This window comes from Chromohalobacter sp. (assembly GCF_039830575.1).
GTDB classification, from domain to species: domain Bacteria; phylum Pseudomonadota; class Gammaproteobacteria; order Pseudomonadales; family Halomonadaceae; genus Chromohalobacter; species Chromohalobacter israelensis.
The window spans coordinates 91166-107035 of the sequence record NZ_JBDOOX010000006.1 but is presented as its reverse complement, the minus strand read 5'-3'; the positions used below and the strand labels follow the sequence as shown (position 1 = coordinate 107035).

Here is a 15870-nt window from a genome sequence, read left to right as displayed (position 1 = left end):
GACACAGGACATCGGAATTTCATGAAAGAGACCATCATCGAACTGCTCGAGGCCGCCGGCACGCAGCTCAAGCAGCAAGGCATTCTGCCCGCGGACGCCCCGCTGACCGTCAAGGTCGAACCGACCAAGGACAAGGCCCATGGCGACTATGCCAGCAACCTGGCACTGACTCTCGCCAAGCCGGCCGGCCGCAAGCCACGCGACCTCGCCGAGGCCCTGGTCGCGGCGCTGCCGCCGAGCGACGCCATTCGACAGGTCGACATCGCCGGCCCCGGCTTCATCAACTTCTTCGCCGCCACCGACGCCGCCGCCCAGGTCGTGCCCGCGATCCTCGATGCCGGCGACACCTTCGGCCGCAGCCTGAGCGGTGCCGGCGAGAAAGTGCAGGTGGAGTTCGTCTCCGCCAACCCCACCGGGCCACTGCACGTCGGCCACGGCCGTGGCGCCGCCATCGGCGATTGCCTGTGCCGCCTGCTGGAAGCCACCGGCTTCGAAGTCACCCGCGAGTTCTACTACAACGACGCCGGCGCGCAGATCCAGAATCTCGCGCTGTCGGTGCAGGCTCGCGTTCAGGGCCTCACGCCGGACGACGCCGCGTGGCCCGAGGACGGCTATCGCGGTGCCTACATCAACGATGTCGCCCAGGCCTACCTGGCCGGCGAGACGGTGGTCGCCGACGACCGCGACGTCACCGCCAGCGCCGCGCCCGACGACCTCGACGCCATCCGCGACTTCGCCGTCGCCTACCTGCGCCGCGAGCAGGACCTCGACCTCAAGGCCTTCGGCGTCGCCTTCGACGTCTACTTCCTGGAGTCCTCGCTCTACGACGACGGCAAGGTCGATGCCACGGTGAAGGCCCTCGTCGAGGGCGGTCACACCTATGAAGAGGACGGCGCCACCTGGCTGCGCACTACCGATTTCGGTGACGACAAGGACCGGGTGATGCGCAAGAAGGACGGCGGCTACACCTACTTCCTGCCGGACGTGGCCTACCACCTCGACAAGTGGCAGCGCGGCTTCACCACCGTGATCAACGAGCAGGGTGCCGACCACCACTCCACGGTCACCCGCGTGCGCGCCGGCCTGCAGGCGCTGGAAGCCGGCATCCCGCAGGGCTGGCCGGACTATGTGCTGCACCAGATGGTGCTGGTCACGCGCTCCGGCGTCGAGGTCAAGCTCTCCAAGCGCGCCGGCAGCTACGTGACGCTGCGCGACCTCATCGACGAAGTGGGCCGTGACGCCACGCGCTTCTTCCTCGCCGCGCGGCGCTCCGACTCGCAGCTGACCTTCGACATCGACCTGGCCCGTTCGCAGTCCAACGACAACCCGGTCTACTACATCCAGTATGCGCATGCGCGCGTGTGCAGCGTCATGCGTCGCGCGCAGGACGCTGGCAAGGCGTTCGACCGCGACCTGGCCATGCAGCACCTTGGCCGCCTCGACGCGCCCCAGGAAAAGGAGCTGATGAATCGCCTGGCGCGCTACCCCGAGGTCGTCGAACGGGCCGCGCGGATGCGCGAGCCCCAGCAAGTGGCCCAGTACCTGATGGACCTGGCTGCCGACTTCCACACTTGCTACAACGCGGTGAAGGTCATGGTCGAGGATGACGAGCTGCGCAATGCGCGTCTGGCTCTGGGCCTGGCCACGCGTCAGGTGATCCGCAACGGCCTCGACCTGATGGGCGTCAGCGCACCCGAGGAGATGTAAATGGCTCGCCGTCCCGCTCAAAAAGGACAAGCCAACCGTCGCCCGGCGTCGCGTGGCGCCACCACCCGCAAGCGGCAGGCCAAGCCGGCGCGCGCGGGGTTGCCGGGCTGGTTGTGGGGCGTGGTCGGCTTGATCGCCGGCTTCGCGCTTGCGCAATACTTCCAGCAGTCCGCACCGGCACCGGTCGCCACGGTGGTGCCCAAGCCCACCAACAGCGCCTCGAAAAGCCGCGACACCGGCAACGACGATGCCGGTGGTGCTTCCGGCTCGTCAGCGCCGGAAGCCACCGAATCACGCATGCCGACGTTCGAGTTCTACACCCTGCTGCCGGAATCGGAGGTCATCGCGCCCAAGGTGGATGACTCCACGGCGGCGGCCGGCGGTAGTGCGAGCACGGACGAGGCGGATGACGAGCGTGCCGACGAGGTGGCCGCCGATCCTTCCGCCGACGGCCTCAAGTACATGCTGCAGGCCGCCTCGTTCCGCAATGTCGCCGATGCCAAGCGTCTGGCCAGCCGCCTGCAGGACTTCGGCCTGCTCGCCAACATCACCAAGGTACAGACCTCCAACGACGAGACCTGGCACCGCGTGCAGGTCGGCCCCTATCAGGACACGCGCGAACTGTCGCGCGCCCAGGACCTGATGGTGACGCAAGGCATCGAACCGCTGCTGATCAAGCTGCAGAACTGAGCGGCGTGCGCGCGACTTGATTTCCCCGCGCGCCGCCCACATTACGGTGGGCATCATGGCGTTCACCGCCAGCGTTCATCGCCAAGGGCCACGGGCGCCTCGGCAACCACGTCATCGGGTGCCCGACACCCCACAAGGAGTTTTCATCCCATGACCACGATCGTATCCGTACGCCGCGGCGAGAATGTCGCACTGGCCGGCGATGGTCAGGTCTCGCTCGGCAACACGGTGATGAAGGGCAACGCCAGCAAGGTGCGCCGCATTCACCACGGCAAGGTGCTGGCCGGGTTCGCCGGCGGCACGGCCGATGCCTTCACCCTGTTCGAACGCTTCGAGGCCCAGTTGGACAAGTACCAGGGGCACCTGGTCAAGGCCGCCGTCGAGCTTTCCAAGGAATGGCGCACCGACCGCGCCCTGCGCCGCCTGGAAGCGATGCTTGCCGTGGCCGACAAGAACGCCTCGCTGATCCTCACCGGCAACGGCGACGTCGTCGAGCCCGAGCGTGGCATCATCGCCATCGGCTCCGGCGGCCACTACGCCCAGGCCTCGGCGCGCGCGCTGCTCGAGAACACCGACCTCGACGCACGCACCATCACCGAGAAGTCGCTCGAGATCGCCGGCGATATCTGCGTCTTCACCAATCATCACATTACCCTCGAGGAGCTGTGAGGCACGCTCACGCTCCCGGGCAGCATAGGGCCACGTCATGACACAGATGACTCCCCGCGAGATCGTCCACGCACTGGACCAGTACATCATCGGCCAGCAGGAAGCCAAGCGCTCCGTTGCCATCGCCCTGCGCAACCGCTGGCGCCGCATGCAACTCGACGACTCGCTGCGCGGCGAGGTCGTCCCCAAGAACATCCTGATGATCGGTCCGACCGGGGTGGGCAAGACCGAGATCGCCCGGCGCCTCGCCAAGCTGGCCGGCGCTCCCTTCATCAAGGTCGAGGCGACCAAGTTCACCGAGGTCGGCTATGTCGGCCGCGACGTCGAATCGATCATCCGCGACCTGGTCGAGATGGCCATGAAGATGGTGCGCGAACAGGCCAAGGAGGAAGTCGCTCACAAGGCCGAGGACGCTACCGAAGAGCGCATTCTGGATGCGCTCCTGCCGCGTCCGCGCGGCAGCGAATACGATCATGCCCGTGACGAGTCCTCGACGCGCCAGACCTTCCGCAAGAAGCTCCGCGAAGGGCAGCTCGACGACAAGGAAATCGACATCGAGATCACGCCGCAAGGCGGCGGTTTCGACATTTCCGCGCCCCCGGGCATGGAGGAAATGACCAGCCAGCTGCAGAGCATGTTCTCCAACATGGGCAAGCAGAAGTCGGAGACGCGTCGCGTCACCGTCGAGGAAGCCCGGCGCCTGCTGCACGACGAGGAAGCCGCCAAGCTGGTCAACGAAGAGCAGATCAAGCACCGCGCCATCGAGGCGGTCGAGCAGAACGGCATCGTCTTCCTCGACGAGATCGACAAGGTCGCCAAGCGCGGTGATTCCGGCAGTGGCGGCGACGTCTCCCGCGAAGGCGTGCAGCGCGATCTGCTGCCCCTGATCGAAGGCTCGACGGTGTCCACCAAGCACGGCATGGTCAAGACCGACCATATCCTGTTCATCGCCTCGGGGGCGTTCCACCTCTCCAAGCCGTCGGACCTGATTCCGGAGCTGCAGGGACGTCTCCCGATCCGGGTCGAACTGCAGGCGCTGACGCCGGATGACTTCAAGCGCATCCTCACCGAGCCGTCCGCCGCGCTGACCAAGCAGTATCAGGCGCTGCTGGCCACCGATGGCCTGGAAGTGAACTTCACCGACGAGGGCATCGCGCGCATCGCCGAGATCGCCTGGCAGGTCAACGACGGCACCGAGAACATCGGCGCCCGTCGCCTGCACACGGTCATGGAGCGCCTGCTCGAGGAACCCTCCTTCCAGGGGGGCGACATGGCGAGCCCGCTGACCATCGATGCCGCCTATGTCGACGAGCAGCTCGGCGAACTGGCCACCGACGAAGATCTGTCCCGCTACATTCTCTAGAGCATGCGTATCGGGCTTCGGGCCACGAGCCGCTCGAAGCTCGAAGCTCGAAGCTCGAAGCTCGAAGCTCGAAGCTCGAAGCTCGAAGCTCGAAGCTCGAAGCTCGAAGCTCGACAATCATCATGTGGCTCTCCACGCTTGAGTTAAGCGTTTTCTTCATGCATCCAGCCGCGCAGCGGCGCTCTTCCAGCTTCAAGCTCACCGGAGGTGCTCATGTCCGCTCCCATCCCGACACGCATTCACTATCACCAGCGGGCCCGCGAACTCGAACTGGGCTACGCCGACGGGACTTCCTACCGTCTGCCGGCCGAGCTGTTGCGCGTTTACTCGCCTTCCGCCGAGGTGCGGGGGCACGGGCCGGATACTGCCGTGCTGCAGGTCGGCAAGAAGGACGTCGGCCTCAAGAACATCACCCAGGCCGGACGTTACGCGCTCAAGCTGCATTTCGACGACGGGCATGACAGCGGCCTGTACAGCTGGGATTACCTGTACGAAATGGCTCGGCACCAGTCGGGCTGGTGGGCCGACTACCTGCGGCGCCTCGAAGAAGCCGGCGCCACGCGGGAACCCTCCTCCATTACCATCAAACAGTTATGAGACACGTCGGCCGTGGCGACAAACGCCGGGGCCGACGTTACAATGCGAGACCCACTTCCACGCACCGCGCGGGCACTGCACGCCTGCCCAAGGAAAGGTCATGGACAAGCGCACGACCCACTTCGGGTATCAGGAAGTCCCGGTCGACGAGAAGGCCGACCGAGTGGCGCAGGTCTTTCACTCCGTCGCCGCCCGCTACGATGTCATGAACGACCTCATGTCGTTCGGCGTGCATCGCGTCTGGAAGCGTCTGACGCTGGAACGCGCCGGCGTTCGCCCCGGCCACCATGTCCTCGACATCGCCGGCGGCACCGGTGACCTGGCGCTGAAGTTCTCGCGTCTGGTCGGCTCCCGGGGTCGTGTGGTGCTCGCCGACATCAATGGCTCGATGCTGCGCGTGGGGCGCGACAAGCTGCTCGACAACGGCGTCGGCGACAACGTCGAATACGTGCAGGCCAACGCCGAGGCGCTGCCCTTCGCCGACAACAGCTTCGACTGCATCACCATCGCTTTCGGCCTGCGCAACGTCACCGACAAGGATGCCGCCCTGCGCTCCATGGCGCGCGTGCTGAAACCCGGCGGACGACTGCTGGTGCTGGAGTTTTCCAAGCCCTCGAGCGCCGCCCTGTCGCGCCTTTACGACGAGTACTCCTTCCGGGTCCTGCCGCGAATGGGCGAATGGGTTGCCAGCGACGGCGACAGCTACCGCTATCTGGCCGAGTCGATTCGCATGCACCCCGACCAGGAAACGCTCAAGGCGATGATGGAAAACGCCGGGCTGGAACGTGTCGAGTACACCAACATGACCGGGGGCATCGTGGCCCTCCACCGCGGCATCAAACTATGAGGCTGTCATGCCGGTGATGTTCAGCGCCTTGCTGGCCAGTGCGGAAACCCTGATCAACGGCCTTCTCGCGCACGACCCCGCCTCCCCCGCGCGCCTGGCGCAACTGGCCGGCCAGCGTCTGTCGCTGCGCCTGGAACGGCCGTCGCTGGCCGTGCTGGTACACTTCGACACCCATGGCGTCACCTTGCTTGCCCAGCACGAGCCCGAAGAGGCCGACAGCGACGTGGTCGTCGAGCTGGATGTCGAAACCCTGGGCGCGTTGCTCGGTGGCGAGCGCGTCGAATCGCTGCTGTTCGCCGGACGCCTCTCGGTGCGCGGTCGCACGCACGTGCTCGAGCGCGCCAGCGACTTGCTGAGCGACCTGGAGATCGACTGGGAGGGCGAGCTGGCTCGCTGGCTGGGCGACATGCCGGCGCACAGCTTGTCACAGGGGCTGCGACGACTGAATCGCTTCGGTCTACGCACCCGCGACGAGCTGCGCCGTGACGTTCACGAGTACCTCATCGAGGAAGCTCGCCTTCTGCCCAGCCGCACCCAATGGGATATCGCGCGCGAGCACCTGACGCAGCTGGAGCTTGCCACCGACCGCGTCGAAGCGCGCCTGGCGCGACTCGTGCGCGAGATCGAACGCCGCCGACAGGAGGAGCACGCGTCGTGAGCTTGCGGCTGTTTCGTATCGCCTGGGTGGTCGCGCGCTTCCGCCTCGACACCCTGATTCCCGTGGAGCGTCTGCCCGGCGTGCTGCGGTTCTCGATGAAGCTCTCGCCGCTACGCCTGCTTCCCACCGGCCCGCATACCCGGGGCAAGCGTCTGCGTCTGGCCCTCGAGGCGCTCGGCCCGATCTTCGTCAAGTTCGGCCAGATGCTCTCCACGCGTCGCGACCTGCTGCCACCCGACATCGCCGACGAGCTCAAGCGTCTGCAGGATCAGGTACCGCCCTTTCCCGGCGATCAGGCCTGCGCCCTGGTCGAGGAAGAGCTCGGTGTGGACATCGACGTCGCCTTCGCCGAGTTCACTCGCGATCCCTTGGCCTCCGCCTCCATCGCCCAGGTGCATGGCGCGCGCCTGCACAGCGGCGAGGATGTCGTGGTCAAGATCATCCGTCCCAACATCGACGGCGTGATGCGCAAGGACATCGGTCTGCTGTATACCTTCGCGCACCTGCTCAAGCGCGTTCCCGAGGCGCGACGCCTGCGCCCCGTCGAAGTGGTCGCCGACTACGAATCGACCCTCTTCGACGAGCTCGATCTGCACAAGGAGGCTGCCAATACCTCGCAGCTCAAGCGCAACTTCCGCGACTCGCCGCTGCTCTACGCGCCGTCGATCCATTGGCCGCTGACGCGCAAGCGCGTGATGGTGCAGGAGCGCATCCATGGCATTCCGGTCGCCGATCTCGAGGCCTTGACAGCGGCCGGCATCGACCTGCGTCGCCTCGCCGAGCGCGGCGTGGAGATCTTCTTCACCCAGGTGTTTCGCGACAATTTCTTCCACGCCGACATGCATCCCGGCAACATCTTCGTGTCGGCCGAGAACCCTCACGATCCGCAGTACATCGCCATCGACTGCGGGATCGTCGGCAGCCTGACCCGCGAGGACCAGGACTATCTGGCCCGCAACCTGCTCGCCTTCTTTCGCCAGGACTACTACGAAGTGGCCGTGCTGCACATCGAATCGGGCTGGGTCGGAGAAGATACCCGCGCCAATGAATTCGCCGCCGCCATTCGCGCCGTCTGCGAGCCGATCCTCGAAAAGCCGCTCAAGGACATTTCCTTCGGCCAGGTCCTGCTGGGACTCTTCCAGACCGCGCGACGCTTCAACATGGAGGTTCAGCCGCAACTGGTGCTGCTGCAGAAAACCCTGCTCAACATCGAGGGGCTGGGTCGCCAGCTCTATCCGGACCTGGACCTGTGGAGCACCGCCAAGCCCTATCTGGAACGCTGGATGAAGGAGCGCGCAGGGCCCCGCGGCTTCTGGGACGCGCTGACCAAGCATGCCCCGGAACTTTCGCGGCAATTGCCCGAGCTGCCGGTGCTGGCACATCAGGCGCTCGCGCGCAGCGAAGACAGCCACCGCCAGCATCGCCAGCAGACCGAGGCCCTCAATGCCTTGCGGCGCCGGCTGCGCGGGACCGGCGCACGGGCGCGGCGCTTGCGCTTCGGCGCCTTGCTGCTGGCCCTGGCCCTGGCCTGGCAACCGCTGTGGGAGTGGTCGCAATCCCAGCCCTGGCCGGTGCTCGCCGCCGCCGCGCTCGGTCTGCTACTGATCGCCTGGCGTTGACGCACCACCGCATCACGCGCCATCTTGCTTATCATCCATCCATCGCCATACGATAACGAGACCGTCACATCATGAGTGATACGCTTGCCCAGCTTGCGGACGTCCTGGCCGCACGCCGCCATGCCGACCCCGAGAGCTCCTATGTCGCCAAGCTTCACGCCAAGGGACTCAACAAGATCCTGGAAAAAGTCGGCGAGGAAGCCACCGAGACCCTGCTGGCCGCCAAGGATGCCGAACATGGCGACGACGCGACACGTCAGGCAGTGGTCGCCGAAACGGCCGACCTGTGGTTTCATAGCCTGGTGATGCTGTCGCATCTGGACATCGATCACCAAGCCGTGCTGGACGAGCTGGCCCGTCGCTTCGGCGTCTCCGGCCTGGACGAGAAGGCGGCACGACAATCACGCTAATCGGCTCGGCCGTTCCCGAGCATGAAGGAGAGCTCCCATGTTAGGTGGAATCAGTATCTGGCAACTGCTGATCGTTCTCGGCATCGTCATCCTGATCTTCGGAACCAAGAAGCTGCGCAATCTCGGCAGCGATCTGGGAGGCGCCGTCAAGGGCTTCAAGAGCGCGGTCGGCGAGGAAGAGCAGAAGAAGCAGGACGGCGAGGAAACCGCTCAGCACCGCGTCGCCCACGATACCAACGAGGAGCCCCTGGACACCTCGTCGAAGGCGACGCAGTCGTCCGGAGCCGACGAAAAATCCGAGCGGAAGTAAGCCACCATGTTCGATATGGGCTTTCTCGAGCTGATGCTCATCGGCGTCGTGGCCCTGTTGGTACTGGGGCCCGAACGACTGCCCACGGCGGCGCGCACGGTGGGCCTGTGGGTCGGCAAGATCAAACGCACGGTCTCCGGCATGCAGCGGGAGATTTCCGCGCAGCTCGAAGCCGAAGAGCTGCGCCAGAAGCTCAACGAGCAGCAACGCAAGCTTGACGCCGGTCTCGGCAAGGTCCGTGACGAAGTCGAACGGCACGGCGATACGCCGTCCTCTCGTGGTGGCCAACCGCCCCCCTCGCGGACGACGCCCACGGCGACTCGTTCCGCCGACGACACTGACGAGACTCCGCCATCGACCGCCGCCTCGCGGGAAACGCCCGAGCCCCCGGCGGCCCCCTCCGCCAAGGATTCCAACGCACCATGAGCGAGACACCGCCGCGCGAACCGGAGCAGCAGCCCCAGGCGCCCCTGATCGAACACCTGATCGAGCTACGTTCGCGGCTGGTCAAGGCGGTGGTACTCATCCTGGCCATCTTCGCGGCGCTGTACGCGTTTTCCAACGATATCTACAGCTTCGTGGCCGACCCGCTGATGGCGCTGCTGCCGGCGGGCTCGCAGATGATCGCCACCGAAGTGGCATCGCCGTTCCTGGCGCCCTTCAAGCTGACGCTGTTCGCGGCACTGTTCATTGCCGTACCGTTCGTGCTGTACCAGGCCTGGGCGTTCGTCGCCCCGGGCCTGTACCGGCACGAAAAGGCCCTGGCCTTTCCGCTGCTCGCCTCCAGCATCCTGCTGTTCTACGCCGGTGTGGCCTTCGCCTATTTCGTGGTCTTTCCGCTGCTGTTCGACTTCTTCGTGCACACCGGGCCGGAAAACGTCGCGGTCATGACCGATATCAATCAATACCTCAACTTCGTGCTCAAGCTGTTCTTCGCCTTCGGAGCGGCATTCGAGATTCCCATCGCCACCTTCCTGATGATCTGGACCGGTGCCACCAGCGTCGAGAGCCTGAGCAAGAAGCGTCCCTATGTCATCGTCGGCTGCTTCGTCATCGGCATGATGATGACGCCCCCCGACGTCGTCTCGCAAAGCCTCCTGGCGATTCCCATGTGGCTGCTCTTCGAGGTCGGCATTCTTTTCGGCCGCCTGGTCAGACGCCGTCGTCACGATCCCGAGGAAGACACCTGACGCGGCGGGTCGTGCGGGACGCGCCGCTGCCGACCGCCTAGACTGAATACATTGAGCAACACTTGTCATGCGCCTGTCACACGCACGTGACATGCTCGCCCATCAGCGGTATATCAGTAGCGATGACGGGGACCCCAGATGGATGACACGCGCTCTTCCGATGTGCCGATCGGCACGGAAAACGCCGCCTCTCAGGACACCAGCGAGGCACCGCCGCTGCGCGTCAATCGGACGCGCACGGGGATTCACGCCAAGCCCACGCCGTCTCCCGAAGCCGATCTCGACGATCCGTCGCTGTATTTCAACCGCGAGCTGTCGCATCTGCAGTTCAATATCCGCGTGCTCGAGCAGGCCCTGGATCCTTCGCATCCACTGCTCAATCGGTTGATGTTTCTGCTGATCTTTTCCTCCAACCTGGATGAGTTCTTCGAAATTCGGGTGGCCGGGCTCAAGCATCAGATTGCCCTGTCGCGCGAGGAAAGCGGTGCCGACGGCCTGCCGCCGCGCCAGGTACTGGCCGAAATCTCGCGCATCACGCATGAGCAGGTCGAGCGTCAATATCATATCCTCAACGAGACGCTGATCCCGGCCCTCGAGGAGCAGGGGCTGCGCTTCCGACGCCGCACGCAGTGGACCGAGGCGCAGGCCGCCTGGGTGCGCGAGTATTTCGCCGAAGAGATCATGCCGGTGATCAGTCCCATCGGCCTCGACCCCTCGCACCCCTTCCCGCGCCTGGTCAACAAGAGCCTGAACTTCATCGTCGAGCTCGAGGGCACCGACGCCTTCGGTCGCGAGGGGGGCATGGCCATCCTGCCCGCGCCGCGCTCGCTGCCACGCTTGATGCGCCTGCCGAGCGAGCTGTGCGAGTCCGGCTACACCGAGTACGTGTTTCTCTCCTCGATGATCCACGCCCATGCCCAGGAGGTCTTCCCCGGCATGGAAGTGCGTGGCTGCTACCAGTTCCGCCTGACGCGCAACGCCGATCTGGCCGTCGACCCCGAGGACGTCTCGGACCTGGCCTCGGCACTGCGCGGCGAGCTGCTGGCGCGGCGCTACGGCAGCGGCGTGCGTCTGGAAGTCGCCGACAACTGCCCCGATCAACTCTCGCGTTTCCTGCTGACCCAGTTCGAACTCGACGAGGCGGACCTGTACCGCGTTTCCGGCCCCGTCAATCTGACACGCTTGATGTCGGTACTGAGCGACGTCGACCGCCCCGACCTGCTGTATCGCACCTTCACGCCGGGGTTGCCGCGTCAGGTGAAGAGCGACGTCAGCCTGTTCACCCAGATCGCACAGAGCGACATCTTGCTGCATCATCCTTTCCAGTCCTTCTCGCTGATCGAGGACTGGCTTCAAGAGGCGGCCGACGACCCCGACGTGCTGGCGATCAAGCAGACCCTCTACCGGACCGGCGCGGACTCGCCCATCGTCGGCGCCCTGGTCAATGCGGCGCGCAACGGCAAGGAAGTCACCGTGGTCATCGAGTTGCGCGCCCGTTTCGACGAGGCCGACAACCTGGCACTGGCCTCGCGCCTGCAAGAAGCCGGCGCCATCGTCATCTACGGGGTCATGGCCTACAAGACGCATGCCAAGATGCTCCATGTGGTACGCCGCGAACGCGGCGCCTTGCGCTATTACGCGCACCTGGGCACCGGCAACTACCACTCCAAGACCGCCAAGCTGTATACCGACTACAGCCTGCTCACCGCCAACGAAACGCTCTGTGAAGACGTGCACATGGTCTTCCAGCAACTCTCGGGGATGGGCAAGCCGCGCCAGATCGACACCCTGCTGCATGCGCCCTTCGTGCTGCATGACCGCCTGGTGGCCATGATCGATCGCGAAGCGCGTCAGGCCGAAAAAGGTCACAAGGCGCAGCTGATCATCAAGTGCAACTCGCTGACCGAGCCGCAGTTGATTCGCGCGCTCTACCGCGCCTCGCGCGCCGGCGTGCAGTGCGATCTGATCATTCGCGGCATGTGCTGCCTGCGCCCCGGGGTCGAGGGCGTCTCCGAGAACATCCGGGTGCGCTCGATCATCGGCCGCTTTCTGGAACACACGCGGGTGTTTCACTTCCACAACGGCGGCAAGCCCGAGACCTGGTGCTCCAGTGCCGACTTCATGGAGCGCAACATGTTCCGCCGCGTGGAGACCTGCTTTCCGCTCCTCGACAAGAAGATCGCCCAACGGGTGCGCAAGGACCTGGCCACCTACCTGGTGGACAACTGCCAGAGCTGGGAGCTGCTCAGCGACGGCCGCTATCAACTGCTCGATGCCGGTGACGCCGAGCCCATCAGCGCCCAAGAGACATTGCTCTACGCCTACGCGGCCAAGTCCTGAGTCGACGCTCGTCGACAGCTTGCGGAATCCACTCCCCGGAAACGCCAACCCCTCCGAGGCATGACCTCGGAGGGGTTGTCTTGTCGCCTCAAGCCTTCAGCTACACGCCGATCTGCCCACCGTCGGCTTTCTGGATCACGACCGTGGCGGCCCGCGGGCGCACGCTACCGACGGCGGCCTTCGTGGCATCCTGTATCACCGCATCGGCATCCGCCGGCCAATTGCCGGGATGCTGGATGTTGATGAACAGCGCCGTCTTGTCCGGCGTGGCGAAGATGCCGGTCACCTCGCAGTCGTTGGGGCCCACCGCAAACCGCTTGAGTTGCTGCTGGTTGGCGGCCCCCACCACCGACGCCTGGCCGCTCTCGCGTGACAAAGCCGCCGGCACCACCGCCAGTACCTGGTCGTTGGTCTGCTCGGCGACACCGTCGTAGCCATTGTCGGTCTCGATCCACAGAATGCCCTGGCCGTCGCCGCGATCGTCGTACCACAGGCCATCGGGGCTGGCGAACTGGTTGCGCTCGGTCAACCCCGACAGGTTGTCGGTATCGTCTGCGGCGGCGCCGAACACGAACACCTCCCAGTCGAAACGCGTGGCGTCGTCGCCCCGCTCCCGCCAGCGGATCACCTGCCCCGCCTCGTTGTCGGCGCGCGGGTTGGCGGCATTGGCAGGGGCCGTGGCATAACCCACGCCTGCCGCCTCGATGGCGTCGCCTTCATTGGTGAAGGTCGGTGCCGAGTCGGCCTCGGTGCGCCGGGAGTTGTTGGTCAACGTCATGTAGACCTCGCCGGAGCTCGGGTCCACGGTCCCCCACTCGGGGCGGTCCATGGGTGTCGCGCCGAGCAGGTCGGCGGCGTCGCAGGTGTGCACGATGACGCCCGCGCGGTCGTCTTCCGCCAGCGACAAGGCCTCGGCCAGCGTGCCGCCGTCCGCCACGCGCGTGTCCGGCTCGAGCGCCAGCCATTCCCCGCCGCCATCGGCATCGAAACGCGCCACGTAAAGCGTTCCCTCGTCCATGTACTTGGCACCCAGCGCGAGACGGTCATATGCCTCGCCGGGGCGGTTGGCATCCGCCGGGTCCCACTTGGCGTCGGACACGAACTTGTAGATGTACTCGTTGCGGGCGTCATGCCCGGAATAGAAGACGACCGGCTCGCCGGCGACCAGCTTGCCCGGCCAGCAGCCCTCGTGGCGGAAGCGTCCCAGCGCGGTGCGCTTCACGGCGCGGGACTGGCCGTCGTACGGATCGATCTCCACGATATAGCCGAAGGTGCGCGTCTCGTTGCGATAGTCGTCCTGCGGCCCGTTGCCACGCGGGGTGACATCGAATCGCGCGAACTCGTCGTCGCGCTCGCCCTCGGCGCCGGCCGCGGTCTCCCAGCCGTAGCGCCCGCGCTCGGTGGGCAGCCCCAGGCGCGCATCGTCGGCGTGACGCTCGCCGGTATTGACGAACACCTCCGGCCAGTTTTCCTCGCAGGTCAGGTAGGTGCCCCATGGGGTATACCCGTTGGCACAGTTGTTGTTGGTGCCGCGTGTGTGCGTGCCTTCCAGGGAATAACGCGTCCTGACGTAATCGCTGCCGGCCACGGGGCCCGCCAGCTCCATCGGCGTGGCACTGGTGAAGCGCCGGTTGCGGGCATCGTCCGGCACATGCGTCCAGCGCCCCTCGGCGTCCTTGCGTACCCTGACCAAGGTAATCCCGTGCGCGTTGATCTCGGTGCGCACCTCATCGGCCGGCCGCCGGCCACTGTCGGCATTCGTCGGCCCGCCCTGCGGCGCCCACAATGCCGCCTGATCGATGTATTCGTTGTTGAGGGCGAGCAGGAAATCCCGCGAGGCATTGTCCGCATCGAGCGCAAAGGCATGCATGCCATCGTGATGCATGCCCACGCGCTCGGCCTGCGCCTCGGCGGTCATGCGCATGTCGTGCTTCCACTCCGTCGCCGCGCCGTTCAGCGGCGTTCCCCAGGGGACCAGGACCTGAGCGGTATAGCCCTCGGGCACCACCACGGCATCGGTGCGCGAGCCGCGCAGCGACTCGAACGCCAGGGCCAGCGGCGTCTTGCCGCTCCCGCTTTCCTGGGCATTGGCGAGGTTGAGCCCGCCGATGCCGCCCAACATGCCCAGAGCGGCCAGACTCAGCCCTCCCCGCATGATGTCGCGTCGCGAGACATGTCGCGCCAGCACCGACGAGAACGGTTCGTTGGTGCCGGGATTGAAATTGCGCTGGGTTTCGATTTCCTTGCTCATGGTCTCTCCTCACGGGCCGGCGACCGCTCGGGGTCGCATCACGAAGCTCCTGTGAGGCACTACCCTAGCCGCGCCATGTGACAACGCCATGAAGCCGGGACACGGTCAACGCACGACACCGCCCAGCCGCTCGGCGGCCAGCGTGAGCAAGTGCTCGGTCGCTTCCCAGCCCAGGCAGGCATCGGTGACGGAGACGCCATAGCGCAACGCGCCCGGCTTGAGCGGCTGCTTGCCCTCGTGCAAATAGCTTTCGAGCATGACGCCGGTCACGTCGTGATTGCCGGCCAAGCGCTGTTCGAGCACATCCAGCATGACCTCGGTCTGGCGGCGGTGATCCTTGCGCGAATTGGCATGGCTGCAATCGACCATCAAACGCGGCGTGATACCGGCCGCCTGCAGATCCAGCCGACAGGCGCGCACCGAAGCCGCATCGTAGTTCGGCTTGCCGTGACCGCCACGCAGCACGACATGGGTATGCGGATTGCCCCGGGTCTCGCGCATCGCCGGACGCCCGGCATCGTCGATGGCGAAATGACGATGCGGATGCGCGGCCGACTGCATCGCGGCGATGGCCACGTCGACGCTGCCATCGGTGCCGTTCTTGAATCCCACCGCGGCCTGCAGGCCACTGGCCAGTTCGCGATGCACCTGGGATTCGGTGGTACGTGCGCCGATGGCGACCCAACTGAGCAGATCCTCGAGGTAAGGTGCCGTCATCGGATGCAGCAACTCGGTGGCCACGGGCATGCCCAGGGCGGCGATGTCGCGCATCAGGCGCCGCGACACTTCCAGGCCATGTGCCATGTCGTCGCTGCCATCCAGATGGGGATCGTAGGCCAGGCCTTTCCAGCCCACGGTGGTACGCGGCTTCTCGATGTAGACGCGCATTACCATCAGCAGGCGATCGTCGAGACGCGCGGCAAGTTCGCTGAGCTTCTCGGCATACGCCAACGCCGCCTGCGGGTCATGGATCGAGCAAGGGCCGACGACCACCAGAAGGCGATCATCCCGCCCGTCGAGGACCGCCTGGACGGCGTCGCGCTGCTGCGCGATGCGGGCTTCGAGGGCCGGGTCCAGCGGTACGCGCTGCTTGAGCTCACCCGGCGTGGGCAATGGGTGGTGCGAGGGCGACGCGGTGGCGTCGGGGTGTTGGGGCATCGTCAAGGGTGCGTTCATGTCGAGTCTCTTGGCTGGGCTGTCCGTCACGGGCGGACAGCGG

15 protein-coding genes are annotated in these 15870 nt (G+C 65.8%); 13 read left to right on the top strand and 2 right to left on the bottom strand.

Translation table 11 applies throughout. The annotated features are described in order from the left end of the window. Positions 1-21 precede the first annotated feature (21 nt). The 13 genes from argS to ppk1 all read left to right on the top strand — a co-directional run bounded on the left by argS (position 22) and on the right by ppk1 (position 12400). Positions 22-1707: an arginine--tRNA ligase gene (gene argS / locus ABGX75_RS04465; protein ID WP_011505910.1), complete on the top strand. Its 1686-nt coding sequence runs from the start codon at positions 22-24 to the stop codon at positions 1705-1707. After that, entirely contained in the window at positions 1708-2397 is a 690-nt protein-coding gene (locus tag ABGX75_RS04460) for an SPOR domain-containing protein (protein WP_347410607.1), read from the top strand. Positions 2398-2547: 150 nt separating this feature from the next. After that, a complete protein-coding gene (hslV, locus tag ABGX75_RS04455; protein WP_011505908.1) occupies positions 2548-3066 on the top strand; it encodes an ATP-dependent protease subunit HslV in 519 nt (172 codons plus the stop codon). Between the two features lie 37 nt (positions 3067-3103). Further along, entirely contained in the window at positions 3104-4429 is a 1326-nt protein-coding gene (gene hslU / locus ABGX75_RS04450; RefSeq protein ID WP_011505907.1) for an ATP-dependent protease ATPase subunit HslU, read from the top strand. Between the two features lie 213 nt (positions 4430-4642). Beyond that, positions 4643-5026 carry a DUF971 domain-containing protein gene (locus tag ABGX75_RS04445; RefSeq protein WP_011505906.1) on the top strand — a complete coding sequence of 128 codons (384 nt, stop codon included), beginning with the start codon at positions 4643-4645 and terminating at the stop codon, positions 5024-5026. Between the two features lie 100 nt (positions 5027-5126). Beyond that, positions 5127-5873, top strand: a complete 747-nt coding sequence (gene ubiE / locus ABGX75_RS04440) for a bifunctional demethylmenaquinone methyltransferase/2-methoxy-6-polyprenyl-1,4-benzoquinol methylase UbiE (protein WP_011505905.1) — start codon at positions 5127-5129, stop codon at positions 5871-5873. Positions 5874-5880: 7 nt separating this feature from the next. After that, positions 5881-6531 (top strand): SCP2 sterol-binding domain-containing protein, encoded by a 651-nt coding sequence (locus ABGX75_RS04435; protein ID WP_179153326.1) that lies wholly within the window; start codon positions 5881-5883, stop codon positions 6529-6531. Continuing rightward, complete coding sequence (ubiB, locus tag ABGX75_RS04430; protein WP_347410606.1) at positions 6528-8150, top strand: ubiquinone biosynthesis regulatory protein kinase UbiB; 1623 nt, start codon at positions 6528-6530, stop codon at positions 8148-8150. The genes ABGX75_RS04435 and ubiB overlap by 4 nt, the downstream gene beginning before the upstream one ends. A 71-nt stretch (positions 8151-8221) precedes the next feature. Continuing rightward, on the top strand, positions 8222-8560 hold the full coding sequence (locus tag ABGX75_RS04425) for a phosphoribosyl-ATP diphosphatase (RefSeq protein WP_011505902.1): 339 nt from the start codon (positions 8222-8224) through the stop codon (positions 8558-8560). A 37-nt stretch (positions 8561-8597) separates the two neighbouring features. After that, positions 8598-8870, top strand: a complete 273-nt coding sequence (tatA, locus tag ABGX75_RS04420; RefSeq protein ID WP_011505901.1) for a Sec-independent protein translocase subunit TatA — start codon at positions 8598-8600, stop codon at positions 8868-8870. Positions 8871-8876: 6 nt separating this feature from the next. Further along, positions 8877-9296: a Sec-independent protein translocase protein TatB gene (tatB, locus tag ABGX75_RS04415; protein ID WP_110061520.1), complete on the top strand. Its 420-nt coding sequence runs from the start codon at positions 8877-8879 to the stop codon at positions 9294-9296. Beyond that, complete coding sequence (gene tatC, locus ABGX75_RS04410) at positions 9293-10060, top strand: twin-arginine translocase subunit TatC (RefSeq protein ID WP_128689885.1); 768 nt, start codon at positions 9293-9295, stop codon at positions 10058-10060. Before tatB ends, tatC begins: the two co-directional genes overlap by 4 nt. A gap of 138 nt (positions 10061-10198) precedes the next feature. Beyond that, entirely contained in the window at positions 10199-12400 is a 2202-nt protein-coding gene (ppk1, locus tag ABGX75_RS04405; RefSeq protein ID WP_128689884.1) for a polyphosphate kinase 1, read from the top strand. Between the two features lie 100 nt (positions 12401-12500). Here ppk1 and ABGX75_RS04400 read toward each other — a convergent pair whose 3' ends face one another. Together ABGX75_RS04400 and ABGX75_RS04395 are read right to left on the bottom strand one after the other, a co-directional pair. Further along, positions 12501-14651, bottom strand: coding sequence for a PhoX family phosphatase (locus ABGX75_RS04400; RefSeq protein ID WP_347410605.1), 2151 nt, complete (start codon positions 14649-14651; stop codon positions 12501-12503). Between the two features lie 105 nt (positions 14652-14756). Further along, positions 14757-15827 carry a 3-deoxy-7-phosphoheptulonate synthase gene (locus ABGX75_RS04395; protein ID WP_110061522.1) on the bottom strand — a complete coding sequence of 357 codons (1071 nt, stop codon included), beginning with the start codon at positions 15825-15827 and terminating at the stop codon, positions 14757-14759. Positions 15828-15870 lie beyond the last annotated feature (43 nt).

Bases quoted from the DNA above. Each gene is read 5' to 3' on its own strand.
- argS (WP_011505910.1), top strand. From the start codon at position 22: ATGAAAGAGACCATCATCGAACTGCTCGAGGCCGCCGGCACGCAGCTC.
- ABGX75_RS04435 (WP_179153326.1), top strand. From the start codon at position 5,881: ATGCCGGTGATGTTCAGCGCCTTGCTGGCCAGTGCGGAAACCCTGATC.
- tatC (WP_128689885.1), top strand. From the start codon at position 9,293: ATGAGCGAGACACCGCCGCGCGAACCGGAGCAGCAGCCCCAGGCGCCC.
- ubiE (WP_011505905.1), top strand. From the start codon at position 5,127: ATGGACAAGCGCACGACCCACTTCGGGTATCAGGAAGTCCCGGTCGAC.
- ppk1 (WP_128689884.1), top strand. From the start codon at position 10,199: ATGGATGACACGCGCTCTTCCGATGTGCCGATCGGCACGGAAAACGCC.
- ABGX75_RS04395 (WP_110061522.1), bottom strand. From the start codon at position 15,827: ATGAACGCACCCTTGACGATGCCCCAACACCCCGACGCCACCGCGTCG.
- tatA (WP_011505901.1), top strand. From the start codon at position 8,598: ATGTTAGGTGGAATCAGTATCTGGCAACTGCTGATCGTTCTCGGCATC.
- tatB (WP_110061520.1), top strand. From the start codon at position 8,877: ATGTTCGATATGGGCTTTCTCGAGCTGATGCTCATCGGCGTCGTGGCC.
- ABGX75_RS04400 (WP_347410605.1), bottom strand. From the start codon at position 14,651: ATGAGCAAGGAAATCGAAACCCAGCGCAATTTCAATCCCGGCACCAAC.
- ABGX75_RS04445 (WP_011505906.1), top strand. From the start codon at position 4,643: ATGTCCGCTCCCATCCCGACACGCATTCACTATCACCAGCGGGCCCGC.
- hslV (WP_011505908.1), top strand. From the start codon at position 2,548: ATGACCACGATCGTATCCGTACGCCGCGGCGAGAATGTCGCACTGGCC.
- hslU (WP_011505907.1), top strand. From the start codon at position 3,104: ATGACACAGATGACTCCCCGCGAGATCGTCCACGCACTGGACCAGTAC.
- ABGX75_RS04425 (WP_011505902.1), top strand. From the start codon at position 8,222: ATGAGTGATACGCTTGCCCAGCTTGCGGACGTCCTGGCCGCACGCCGC.
- ABGX75_RS04460 (WP_347410607.1), top strand. From the start codon at position 1,708: ATGGCTCGCCGTCCCGCTCAAAAAGGACAAGCCAACCGTCGCCCGGCG.